The sequence below is a fragment of the Acidovorax sp. HMWF018 genome (assembly GCF_003061035.1).
Classification (GTDB): domain Bacteria; phylum Pseudomonadota; class Gammaproteobacteria; order Burkholderiales; family Burkholderiaceae_C; genus Acidovorax; species Acidovorax delafieldii.
The window spans coordinates 1-11,185 of record NZ_QAIM01000406.1; the positions used below are offsets into that span (position 1 = coordinate 1).

Annotated in this window: 10 protein-coding genes; 4 read left to right on the forward strand and 6 right to left on the reverse strand. The window is 67.3% G+C overall.

Features of this window, described 5'->3' with window-relative positions:
• The first annotated feature begins 76 nt into the window (after positions 1-76).
• The gene (locus tag DBR23_RS16455) at positions 77-2,017 is read left to right on the forward strand and encodes a phospholipase D family protein (RefSeq protein WP_108498990.1); all 1,941 of its coding nucleotides are present in this window, start codon (positions 77-79) and stop codon (positions 2,015-2,017) included.
• 20 nt (positions 2,018-2,037) lie between these two features.
• Here DBR23_RS16455 and DBR23_RS16460 read toward each other — a convergent pair whose 3' ends face one another.
• On the reverse strand, positions 2,038-3,015 hold the full coding sequence (locus DBR23_RS16460) for a tRNA-dihydrouridine synthase (RefSeq protein WP_099730782.1): 978 nt from the start codon (positions 3,013-3,015) through the stop codon (positions 2,038-2,040).
• A 270-nt stretch (positions 3,016-3,285) separates the two neighbouring features.
• On the opposite strand from DBR23_RS16460, the gene DBR23_RS16465 reads away from it, so the two are divergent.
• Positions 3,286-3,819 (forward strand): hypothetical protein, encoded by a 534-nt coding sequence (locus DBR23_RS16465; RefSeq protein ID WP_108498957.1) that lies wholly within the window; start codon positions 3,286-3,288, stop codon positions 3,817-3,819.
• A 16-nt stretch (positions 3,820-3,835) separates the two neighbouring features.
• Here the strand turns inward: DBR23_RS16465 and DBR23_RS16470 are convergent, their stop codons facing one another.
• The 3 genes from DBR23_RS16470 to DBR23_RS16480 all read right to left on the reverse strand — a co-directional run bounded on the left by DBR23_RS16470 (position 3,836) and on the right by DBR23_RS16480 (position 6,467).
• Positions 3,836-5,002, reverse strand: a complete 1,167-nt coding sequence (locus tag DBR23_RS16470) for a class I SAM-dependent methyltransferase (RefSeq protein WP_108498958.1) — start codon at positions 5,000-5,002, stop codon at positions 3,836-3,838.
• 173 nt (positions 5,003-5,175) lie between these two features.
• A complete protein-coding gene (locus DBR23_RS16475; protein ID WP_056065189.1) occupies positions 5,176-5,697 on the reverse strand; it encodes a GNAT family N-acetyltransferase in 522 nt (173 codons plus the stop codon).
• A 164-nt stretch (positions 5,698-5,861) separates the two neighbouring features.
• Entirely contained in the window at positions 5,862-6,467 is a 606-nt protein-coding gene (locus tag DBR23_RS16480) for a hypothetical protein (RefSeq protein ID WP_108498959.1), read from the reverse strand.
• Between the two features lie 163 nt (positions 6,468-6,630).
• Here DBR23_RS16480 and DBR23_RS16485 point away from each other — a divergent pair, with 163 nt between their 5' ends.
• Positions 6,631-7,266, forward strand: a complete 636-nt coding sequence (locus DBR23_RS16485) for a response regulator transcription factor (RefSeq protein ID WP_099730786.1) — start codon at positions 6,631-6,633, stop codon at positions 7,264-7,266.
• Positions 7,253-9,151 carry a hybrid sensor histidine kinase/response regulator gene (locus tag DBR23_RS16490; protein WP_108498960.1) on the forward strand — a complete coding sequence of 633 codons (1,899 nt, stop codon included), beginning with the start codon at positions 7,253-7,255 and terminating at the stop codon, positions 9,149-9,151. The genes DBR23_RS16485 and DBR23_RS16490 overlap by 14 nt, the downstream gene beginning before the upstream one ends.
• Here DBR23_RS16490 and DBR23_RS16495 read toward each other — a convergent pair.
• Entirely contained in the window at positions 9,123-10,562 is a 1,440-nt protein-coding gene (locus DBR23_RS16495) for a coniferyl aldehyde dehydrogenase (RefSeq protein ID WP_108498961.1), read from the reverse strand. The genes DBR23_RS16490 and DBR23_RS16495 overlap by 29 nt on opposite strands.
• A gap of 146 nt (positions 10,563-10,708) precedes the next feature.
• Positions 10,709-11,062, reverse strand: a complete 354-nt coding sequence (locus DBR23_RS16500) for a hypothetical protein (protein WP_108498962.1) — start codon at positions 11,060-11,062, stop codon at positions 10,709-10,711.
• Between the last annotated feature and the right edge of the window lie 123 nt (positions 11,063-11,185).

The following is an 11,185-nucleotide window of genomic DNA, read 5'->3' on the forward strand; positions in this document are numbered from 1 at the left end:
GTCTGACATCGCCTGGGCCGGCGCACGGCTATACCTGAGCCCTGCGCCCCAGCGGCTCCACGGTCACAATCGCGCCATGCTGTCTTTGCCCTCCTTGTCCCTGACCCAGCCCCTGCGGGCCCGCCCCGGCTGGCTGGGCATGGCGCTGGTGGTGGTGGTTGCCGTGGCCCTTGCCGGTTGCGCGGGTCTGCCCAAGGATGTGGACCGCCCGGTGTCGGCAGCCTGGTCGGCCCCTGGCGATACCCCCCTGGGCCAGTTGGTAGCAGCACGCAGGGTCGCCGAAGGGGCGCGGCACGCTTCGGGGTTTGCGCTGCTCAGCGGCCCGCAAGCCGCCTATAGCAGCCGCCTGGCACTGGTGGACGCCGCACAGAAAACCCTGGACCTGCAGTACTACGCCATTCACGCAGACGCCAGCAGCGAACGCCTGCTGCTGAGCGTGATGGCAGCAGCCCAGCGCGGCGTGCGGGTGCGCGTGCTGCTGGACGACTTCCACAGCACCGGGCGTGATGCGCAGGTGATGCGGCTGGCGTTTGTGCCCAACATCGAGATGCGCATGTTCAACCCCCTCACGGGCGCAAGGGGGTCTCCCATTGGCCGCATGCTGGGACTGCTGGGCGACTTCTCGCGGGTGCAGCAGCGCATGCACAACAAGCTGTTCATTGCCGACAACGCCATGGCTGTGACCGGGGGCCGCAACCTGGGTGATGCCTATTTCGGCAATGCCGACTCGGGTAACTTTGTGGACCTGGACGTGCTGGCTGCAGGCCCCATCGTGCGGGACCTGTCGCGCAGCTTTGACAGCTACTGGAACAACGAGCGCGCCTACCCGGTGCAGTCGCTCATCACACAGGGCGAGCTTGACCACCTGCGCGACAGCATCCGTGTGGCCGACGAAGGGCGCAGACGCCGTGTCGCAGGCCAGGGTGGCACCACCGCCCCAGACCGCCTGCCGCCCGACATGGGGCCAGGCACCACCGCTGCGCAGCGGGCACGCATCTGGAACTACGAGCCCATGGACCTGGAGCGCACGCCCTTCGTCTGGGCTGCGGCGGCCGTGCTGGTGGACCAGCCTGCCAAGATCCCGGCCGACAGCGCAGGGATGGGCAATGGGGCTGCTCTGGCCTTGGCAGCACCGCCGCCGGGCCCAGGCGCCAGCGCAGCCGCAGGGGCGACGCATAGCCCCAAGGCCGCTGCTGCCGCCTTGGTCTCGGGGTCCCGCACGATACCGGCGGCTGACAGCGCGGCAGCCTCCCCACCCCGCGTGCTGCCGGCGGCCGATAGCGCCACCGCATCTTCCAACGGCGCGCCACCCGACAGCCCCCGCGCAAGCCCCGAAGCCACCGAGGCCCAAACCGACACCGTGGTGGACGGGCTGTTGCAGCTCATGGGCCAAGCGCGGCGCGACCTGCTCATCATCTCGCCCTACTTTGTGCCGGGGCCGGACATGGAGGCCGCCTTTGCGGCGGCGAGGGCACGCGGCGTGCGGGTGCGGGTGCTGACCAATTCGCTGGCCTCCAACGACGCGCCCATTGCGCATGCCGGCTATGCCCGCCACCGGCCGCAGCTGCTTGCCATGGGGGTGGAGCTGTACGAGATGCACAGCGAACTGCCAGGGGTGCTGCGGGGAGCGCTGGGCGTATCGGGCAGCATGGGCGGCGGCGCGGGTGCCGTGGGTTCGCAAGGCAGCTCGCGCGCCATGCTGCACTCCAAGCTGATGATCGTGGACGGCCGACTGCTGGCGGTGGGGTCGATGAACCTGGACATGCGCTCGCAGCGGCAGAACACCGAGGTGGCGCTGCTGATCCGCAGCACGGAGCTGTCTCGCCGTGCCCTCGCTCAGATCGACACGGCGCTGAAAGAATCCGCGTGGCAGGTGCAGGCCACCGACCAGGGCCTGCGCTGGCGCGCCCCCGAGGGCAGCGGGCTGCCAGACGCCACGACCGAGCCCGACGCCAGTGCCCCGCTGCGGCTGATGCTGCAGCTGCTGGGCCCCCTGGCGCCCGACCACCTGCTGTAGCGGCGTCCTGAGAACCTGTCCTAAGCACCGTGGGCGCTCTGGGCTTGCGCCTGCAAGTCCGCCACCCACACGGTGATCGCCCGCTGGTCCGTCATGGTGCGCACATGCTGGTACGCCACCTCGGCCTCGGCAAACCGGCGGCGCAACAGGTTAAGCCATTGCTTGAGGCGCCCCGCGCGCTGGCGCGGCTCCAGGTCGTCGCACACCAACTGCCAGAAGGCGGCCAGGTGTGGCACGAGATCGGCCCACACCACGGTGTCCGTGTCCGGCCGCCCAGCATCGGCGGCGCGAATGGCGCGTGCAAGACCGGGATCCGCCACGATGCCTCGGCCCAGCATCAGCGCGTCGCAGCCCGACACCTCACGGCAGCGCTGCGCGTCGGCCACCGTCCAGATCTCGCCATTGGCCACCACCGGGATGGAGACCGCCGCGCGGATGGTGGGGATGTGCTCCCAATACGCCGGTGGGCGGTAGCCGTCGGCCTTGGTGCGCGCGTGCACCACCAGCTCGGCAGCGCCCCCTGCCTGCATGGCCTGGGCACATTCACGCATCAGGTGGGTGTCGTTGAACCCCAGGCGCATCTTGGCCGACACCGGCAGGTGCGCCGGCACGGCGCGGCGCACCGCAGCCACTACGGCCGCAATGCGCTCAGGCTCCTGCAGCAGTGCCGCGCCACCGCCGTGGCGGTTGACCACCTTGGCGGGGCAGCCGAAGTTCAGGTCGATCCCCTCGGGGCCCAGCGCCGCCAGGCGTGCCGCGTTCTCGGCCATGCTGACCGGGTCGGAGCCCAGCAACTGGGCCCGCACGGGCACCCCGGCCAAGGTACGGCTGCCGTTGCGCAGCTCGGGCACGTAGCGCAGGAACACCTTGTCGGGCAGCAGGGTGCCGGTGATGCGGATGAACTCCGACACGCAGCGGTCCACGCCGCCCACGCGGGTCAGCACATCGCGCAGCACAAAATCCAGAAGCCCCTCCATCGGGGCGAGCAGCAAGGTCATCTCAGGGGGACTGCTGGCTCGATGAGCCCTCTCCGAAAAAAGAGCCTCCACAGGCACTCAGCAGCAAAAATCAAACAAAAACAGCACCAAGCGCTAGTGCAATATGCCCAAGCAGCTATCAAATAAGGAGCAATTGCGCGGGCATGCGGCGCTTGAGGCAGCGCCAGCCAGCCCACGATTGTGATGCAGGACACCCCAAGGGGTCATCACGGCGTCACGCCCGGCTGGTGGAATCGTCGCTCCAGAGACCGACCGCCACGGAGACACCCCATGCTGCTGCAAAAAACCGACAAAGCCCGCCTGGAACTCTCGCCTGGTGTGCGCACCCTGAGCCTGCGCGAACGCTCCCTGCTGCTGCTGGCCGACGGCAAACCGCTGTCAGACCTGCAAGCCATGTACAACGGCATTGGCGCGCAGATTGTCGAGAACCTGATGCGCCAGGGCTACCTGACCGGGCCGGCAGACCTGCCGCCCACGCCGGAGCCCACAGCACCGTCGATCGAGCGCCCGGCACCGGGTGAGTCCCTGCGGTCGCTGGCCGGTGCGCGCATGTACCTGTTTGACACCTGCGAGCGCCTATTTGCGCGCCGCGACCCTTTGCTGGCACAGCATTTCCGCGAGGCGCTGCGCGCCGCCAAGGACCGCACCAGCATGCTGGACGTGGGCGAAGCCATGTTTGAAGAAGTGGCACTCGCTGCAGGCGCCGAGCGTGCCGCCAGCCTGCGTGAGCGGCTGGACCAGTTGCTGCCCGCAAGCCCGGTGGCTGAAAACTTTGCCACTACGCAGCCCGCGCTGCTGAGTTGAGCCGGTCTGTGCGGGTTCAGGCCGCAGCAAGCCGCCACAGAGACGTGACCTCGGCCGCACGCGCAGCGTGCAGTGCATCCTGCGCGTCGGCAGCCTTGGCATGCACCGGCTTCACATCGTGGCGGCCACGCACCACCAGGCCCGCCTCGGCAATCCAGGCCAGCAGATGTTCGCGCGGGCGCAGGCCCAGGTGTTCGGCCAGGTCCGACAGGATCAGCCAGCCCTCGCCGCCGGGCTCCAGGTGTGCCGCCAAACCCGCCAGAAAGCCCTTGAGCATGCGGCTGCCTTCGTCGTACACGGCGTGTTCGATGGGCGAGTTGGCGCGCGCCGGCACCCAGGGGGGGTTGCACACCACCAGCGGCGCCCGTCCCGGTGGAAACAAGTCCGCTTGCTGCAACTCGACACGGTCGAGCAGCTGCAGGCGCTGCAGGTTCTCGCGCGCACAGGCCAGTGCCCGGGGGTCCTGGTCGGTGGCCACCACGCGCTGCACGCCACGGCGTGCCAGCACGGCCGACAACACACCCGTGCCCACGCCAATATCAAACGCCAGGGCCTTGCTGGGCAAAGGTGCTGCTGCCACCAGCCCCACGTATTCGCCACGCACCGGCGAGAACACACCATAGTGCGGGTGAATGCGGTTGAGCGGCGGGGCACCCAGCGCAGGGATTTCGACCCCTTTCTTGCGCCACTCATGCGCGCCCACCAGCCCCAGCAGCTCGCGCAGCGTGGCCACCGAGCGCTCGCCGGTCGCAGGCCCCCAGGCCTCTGTGCAGGCCTGGCGCCAGTCGGGCGCGCGACGCAGCGCAATGCTGTAGTCCCCCTCCAGCGGAATCAGCACCGATGCCAGCACCCGCGCGCGCTGCGCTTGTGCCTGGCGGTGCAGGTGAAACGCTTCGGCCGCCGTGGCCGCCGCCAGTTTCTGGGACGCTTTTGCAGCCGCCTTGCGGGGCTTCTTGTCGGCCCGGCGCATCAGCGCTTGCAGCAGGTGCCGCGCGTTCTGGAAATCACCCTGCCACAGCAACCCCGTCCCCTCACAGGCCATACGGTAAGCCGTGTCGGCGGCCAGCGTGTCGTCAGCCCCCTCTACCCGGCGCGGCGCTGAGGCGCCACTCTCGGAGCGCCACAGGGCTTGCTGGGGCTGGCCCTGGTGGGTCCAGTGGATGGTGGAGGGATTTGTTGGCATCAGAGTCTGACAGTGCCGCGCACAGTCCGTAGTATGGGAAACAGGCTCGCGGCAGGCCGGGGATGCCGAGCAAGGGCCGCCCCGCAGCGAAGGCGTCGCCCCCTGTCCGCGCAGCGCAGCGAAGCCAGAGCGGAGGGAACGAGCGCAGCGACGCAGGGGGGTGTCGTCGCACTTTAAGCGTTGATCGGGCGCTTCAGGCGCACTTCTTCGATCTTCACGCCGCCGATCACGGCCGTCTTGGCAGTGGACAGCTCGCGCTTGAAGCCGGCCAGCTCATGAAAGCGCAGCGCGCGCTCGTTGCGCAGCGGCACCCAGGCGGTGACGTTGGTGCAGCCTTCTTCTTGCAGGCCGTCACGGGCGGCGTCCCACAGGGCCAGACCTACGCCCTGGTTCCAATGGGTGGGGGCCGCGTAGATGGCCCAGATTTCACCAGTGGTGGGGCGGGACTTTTCATCGCGCGAGCGGTCGTAGCCGACAAAGCCGACGATCTTCTCGCCATCGACCGCCACCTGGACCTGGGGCTCGCAATATTCAATGGCCTCGCGCCAGTAGGCCTGGCGCTTTTCGACCGACATGGATTTCAACTGCTCGTCTGGCACCAGTCCTTTGTAAGCCTCTTGGGCAGAGACAGTGTGGATCTGGGCGATGGCTTTGGCATCGCGAAGCGTAGCGGGACGAACCTGGATACTTGACATGAAAAAACCGAACGAAAACGGGGAATGAAAAAACAAAAGGACCGGCATTGTCGCCGCAAACGGTTTTTCCACCCTGACAGGCGGGTAGCGCAACCCTGTCGGTCACGCCTCCCAGCCTCGCTTGCCCCCCACGCCCCGCACGCGCAGGGGCCCGCAGCCAACCCTCAGGCCATGACCATGGCGCCCGACAAGGCGCTGCCCGCAGCCGCAGTGGCCGCTGCTGCTGCGCGCTGCACCATCGCGCGCTTGTTGCGGGGACGGGGCACATGCACTGCCGGTGGCGCGCCGTTGATGGCCGCGAGGCTGAGCACCAGGGTGACGGTGCGCGAACCGCCATCGCGGTCTTCGCTGGCATACGCACGGTAGCTGCCGTTGCCCTGGCCATGGCTGCGCTGCACCGTATGGAACGCCACCCGTGCCCCCGTCACCCGGTGGCCGCCAAAGGGCAGCACCCGCAGGCGCGCGTCGCGGTCCAGCGCCAGGCCCAGGTTGCCCGGCCGGTTGATCAGGTCGGTGCGGATGCCACGCCAGGTCTGCCCAGCGTCGGCAGAGAACTGCCAGGTGCCAGCCTGGGCGTCCAGGTGCTCGATCACCACGCCGGCTGCCGCCAGCATGTCAGGGCAGTGCTCCTGCACGATGAGCGCCACGCTGTTGCCCCCCAGGCCCGTGCCCGAATGGGCTGCGCCGGGGCTGGCCGCGGGTCGTCGTTCGCTGTGGTGCAGGCCTGCTTCGGAGGTGCTGGCGCCATGGGTGTGTGCATTGATCGTCATGGGAACCCTTTGAAAACGGAGTGTGGTTACGAAGGTTTGCGCATTGGTGCGCACCCAAAGTGCTTTTCAATGCTTGACGGAAAGTCTAGAAAGTGCACATCCGTGCGTCCATCGCACAAATGGACTAGCCCGCAACACCCGGTTGTGCGCAATACTTGCCTGTATGACTGCCCGTCTTTTGCTTGTGGATGACCACACCCTGTTCCGCACGGGGCTACGCCTGATCGTGCAGGACCACCCCAGCGTGGGCAGCATTGCCGAGGCCGGATCGATCGCCGATGCCTGCGCACTGCAGCAGGCGGAGATCGACCTGGTCCTGCTGGACATCCAGTTGCCCGGCATGAGCGGGCTGGACGGCCTGCGGCTGCTGCGACAGGCGTGCCCCCGGGCGCGCATCGTTCTGGTGTCGGCCAGCGTGGCACCCGATGCCATCCACGAAGCGCGCGCGCGCGGGGCCGATGGCTTTTTGCCCAAGTCCGCCAGCGCCGAGGACATCCTGGAGGCTATCAGCTGCGCGCTGTCAGGCCAGCCGTGTTTTCCGATCAACAGCGGCAACAGCGCCACGGTGCGGGGGCCCGACACGCCATCCCTCACGGCACGGCAGCTGGATGTGCTGTCGCTGCTGTGCACGGGCAGGCCCAACAAGGTGATCGCCCGCGACCTGGGGCTGAGCGAGAACACGGTGCGTGTGCATGTGGCGGCCATCTTTGCGCAGCTGGGCGTCAACAGCCGCAGCGCTGCGCTGCTGGCGGCCCAGCGCCTGGGCCTGTCCACCCCGCAGCTCCATGACCCCCTCTGAAACCAGTCCGCTGCCCCTCGAACCGGTGATTCCACCCACGCGCTGGGGCTGGCCGGTGTGGGAGCGCGACGAGGTCCTGCGCGAACAGGTGGCCCTGCTGCGGCAGAACTTTCCGATGACGCTGCTGGCATCGCTGGCCACGGCCCTGGGCACGCTCTGGGTCATGGCCCGCGTGGCAGACACGCAGGCCATTACGGTATGGCTGGTCTCGCACACGCTGGTGGTGGCCGGGGTGTACCTCACGCTGCGCAGCATTGCACCGTTTGTGAATCCTGCGCCGCAGGCCGCGCGCAAGCTCATCGCCTGCATGGCGGCCATGGGCCTGAGCTGGGGCAGCCTGGGCTATGTGGTGCTGTACTGGGGCAACTCCGACAGCGTCATCTACGCCATCGGCATCATCAGCACCGTCTCGTCGGGAGCGCTCGGGCTCGGCGCGCCGCTGTACCGGGCGTACGTCACCTACCTCTCCAGCGCCATCGGCGGCGTGATGCTGTCAGTTGCGTTGGCGGGTGGGCCCGTGATGTGGCCTGCGCTGTTCCTGACCGGGGTGTACTACGCGCTGACCTGCCTGCAGGCACGCACGGCCGACCGTGCCACAAGGCGCAGCATTGCGCTCAAGCTGGAAAACGAACGCCTGGTGAGCCAGCTGCGGGCCGAATCGCAGCGGGCCCTGGCGGCACAGGAGGCCGCCGAGCAGGCCGACCGCGACAAATCCCGCTTTCTGGCGGCTGCCAGCCATGACCTGCGCCAGCCCTTGCATGCCATGGGTCTGTTTCTGGAATCGCTGCACCGCAGCCCACTCAATGACCACCAGCGCACCGTGCTGAAACACGCCCATGCCGCATCTGGCGCCGCGGCCGAGATGCTCACCACCCTGCTCGACTACTCCCGGCTGGAGGCCGGCGTGGTCAAGGTGAGGCCAGCCGCGTTTGCGGTGCAGCCCCTGCTCACCGCGCTGGAGCAGGAGTTTGGCGTGCAGGCCGACACGGCCGGCCTGGTGTACCGCACCCGCGAGACCTCTGCCGCCGCGTTTGCCGACCGCTCCCTGGTCGGCCTGGTGATGCACAACTTCATCTCCAACGCCCTGCGCTACACCGCCCAGGGCGGTGTACTGATTGCCTGCCGCACGCGCGGAAAACGGCTGGCGCTGGAGGTGTGGGACACCGGGGCGGGTATCCCCGAGCACCAGTGGGAACACATCTTCAAGGAGTTCCACCAGCTCGGTAACCCGGAGCGTGACCGCCGCAAAGGCCTGGGCCTGGGCCTGGCCATCGTGCAGCGCCTGGCGCGTGAAATGCGGACCTCCGTGGAGTTGCGCTCGCAGCCTGGCAAGGGGTCTGTCTTCAGGCTGTGGCTTGACCGCTGGCAGGGAGCACTGGAGGACGATGCCACCACACCCCAGGACGGCCGCAGCCTGGTAGGCCTGAAGGTGCTGGCCATCGACGATGACGAGGCCGTGCGCCTGGGCATGCAGTCATTGCTGCAAAGCTGGGGCTGCCAGTGCATGACGGCAGAATCCAGCGCAGACGCCCTGGAAGTCCTGGAGGACGTGACGCCCGACATCATCATCACCGACTTCCGTCTGCGCCATGAAGAAACCGGCAAACAGGTACTGCAGGCGCTGCGAGCCTACCTGGGAACCAACGTGCCCGCGATCATCATGACGGGTGACACCTCGCCCCAGCGCCTGCGCGACGCGCAGTCCACCTCCGCGTTGCTACTGCACAAGCCGGTGTCCACCGGCCAGCTGCGCGATGCGATGGTGCAGCTCATCACCCAACCGCCGCTGCCTGCTGCCATGGTGGACGACGAACCGGAAGACGGTCAGACAGCACCCGGGCAACTCACACAAAGCACTACAACCAGCGGCGCAGCAGCCCCATGACCTGGTCGAACTTGGCCCCATAGGGCGGATAGAACAGCGAGCCCATGGCCCAGCGCGACTGCACCAGCACCGACTTCTGGTGACAGAAGCGCAGGAACCCCTGCTCACCGTGGTAGGCGCCCCAGCCACTGTCCCCCACACCGCCAAACGGCAGGTTGTCGTGCGCAATGTGCATCAGCGTGTCGTTCACCGTCACCCCACCGCTGACGGTGCGGCGCAGCACATCGTCGCGCACGGCCTCGCTCTGGCCAAACCAATAAAGCGCCAACGGGCGGGGCCCGCTGTTGATGTGGGCAATGGCATCGTCCAGCCGCTCGTACGAGATCACGGGCAGGATGGGACCAAAAATTTCCTCCTGCATGAGCTGCATTTGCGACGTGGCACCAAACACCAGCGTGGGCAGCATCTGGCGGCTTGCACCGTCGCCCAGCGTTCCCACGGTGGGCACCACAGGTTTGCCGTCGCTAGGGTCGATGGTGTGCACCTCTGCCCCTTGTGTTTGCGCCTGCTGCAGCATCGTGCGCAAGCGGGCATGGTGCCGAGGCGTGATGATGGAGGCGTAGTCTGCGTTGCCCTCGATGGTGGGGAACAGGCGCGCCACTGCGGCCCGGTAAGCCTGCGCAAACTCGCCCTCACGTCCACGCGGCAGCAGCACATAGTCGGGGGCTATACAGGTTTGCCCCGCGTTGAGCAGTTTGCCGTGCGCAATCTTGAGAGCCGCATCCGCCATGTCGCAATGGCCGTCGATGATGCAGGGCGACTTGCCGCCCAGCTCCAGCGTGGTCGGTGTCAGGTTCTGAGCTGCCGCCTGCGCCACCTTGCGGCCCACCGCCGTGGAGCCTGTGAACACCAGATGGTCGAAAGGCAACGAGGCAAACAAGGCGGACAGGTTGGCATCTCCCTGCACCACACAGAATTCGTCGGGGGCAAAGAACTGCGCCACCAGTAGCGCCAATTGGGCCGAGGTATGGGGCGTCAACTCGCTGGGCTTGAGCATCACGCGGTTGCCCGCAGCCAGCGCGGTGATGGCGGGTGCCAGGGCCAGTTGCACCGGGTAATTCCACGGTGCAATCACCCCCACCACCCCCATGGGCTGGCGCTGGATGAAGGCGTGGGCCGGCTGAAGGTAAATCGGCGTATGCACCTTTCGGGGCTTGACCCACTTTGCCAAGTGGCGCAGCGTATGCGACAGCAAGGAGCGCAGCACCAAGAAGTCTGCCACCTCCGTGAGGCGGGGTGACCGCATGCCAAAGTCGGCCTGCACGGCCGCCGCCAGCACAGGCCCATTCTCATCGAGCAACTTGCGCAAGCGCAGCAAACGCTCTCGCCGCACGAGCAGCGGCACGTCCACGTGCGCACGGCTGGCCTGGAACTGAAGATCGAAATGTGCGCGGATATCGGCTGGTGTCATGGATGGATGATAGGAGACACCCCGATGGGCGCGTCACAAAAAGGCAGACGCCCTAGGGTTGATGCCCGTTGGCTTACGCTCGTACCACGGGACTCTCACGAGATAGGGTTGGTGGCAGCCAAAGTGCAGCGGCCGCCACTGCCACATCAACGCAGTTCGCGTGCTTCTACGTCAGTGACCTGTGCCGCCCCCGGCAGGATGCCGCCACGGCGCGATGCGGCGGCGTCTTCACTGGCGCCTTCAGGCGCACTATTGCCGCGGCGGCCAGCAGACCACCGCCGCGTAGACCGAAAGACCGTGCTGAAGCCTGTGCGTGGGTCCACACCCATCACCCACGGAGTCACCGGTCGTCCTGTCAGGCGCGCCCAGCCTGCACGCAGCACCCACACCAGCGCAAGCAACATGGCCGCGACCAAAAGGCTGGCAAACAGGACCAACCCCATGGCAATGACGACCAGACGCAACAGAAGGCTCACGACACCCGCAACAAAATCATTCAAACGACACCTCTCCTTCACAACTTGGGATGCAGATTGCGGTGCTCAATCACACCGCAACCGCCTCCCGAGCCCACATTACTCTTGCGGGGCGACTCCGAACTGGAACACACCAGGCTCCAGGAC

Excerpts from the sequence above, each read along its gene's own strand:
- DBR23_RS16485 (WP_099730786.1), top strand. The coding sequence starts at position 6,631 with ATGACTGCCCGTCTTTTGCTTGTGGATGACCACACCCTGTTCCGCACG.
- DBR23_RS16495 (WP_108498961.1), bottom strand. The coding sequence starts at position 10,562 with ATGACACCAGCCGATATCCGCGCACATTTCGATCTTCAGTTCCAGGCC.
- DBR23_RS16455 (WP_108498990.1), top strand. The coding sequence starts at position 77 with ATGCTGTCTTTGCCCTCCTTGTCCCTGACCCAGCCCCTGCGGGCCCGC.
- DBR23_RS16475 (WP_056065189.1), bottom strand. The coding sequence starts at position 5,697 with ATGTCAAGTATCCAGGTTCGTCCCGCTACGCTTCGCGATGCCAAAGCC.
- DBR23_RS16470 (WP_108498958.1), bottom strand. The coding sequence starts at position 5,002 with ATGCCAACAAATCCCTCCACCATCCACTGGACCCACCAGGGCCAGCCC.
- DBR23_RS16480 (WP_108498959.1), bottom strand. The coding sequence starts at position 6,467 with ATGACGATCAATGCACACACCCATGGCGCCAGCACCTCCGAAGCAGGC.
- DBR23_RS16490 (WP_108498960.1), top strand. The coding sequence starts at position 7,253 with ATGACCCCCTCTGAAACCAGTCCGCTGCCCCTCGAACCGGTGATTCCA.
- DBR23_RS16465 (WP_108498957.1), top strand. The coding sequence starts at position 3,286 with ATGCTGCTGCAAAAAACCGACAAAGCCCGCCTGGAACTCTCGCCTGGT.
- DBR23_RS16460 (WP_099730782.1), bottom strand. The coding sequence starts at position 3,015 with ATGACCTTGCTGCTCGCCCCGATGGAGGGGCTTCTGGATTTTGTGCTG.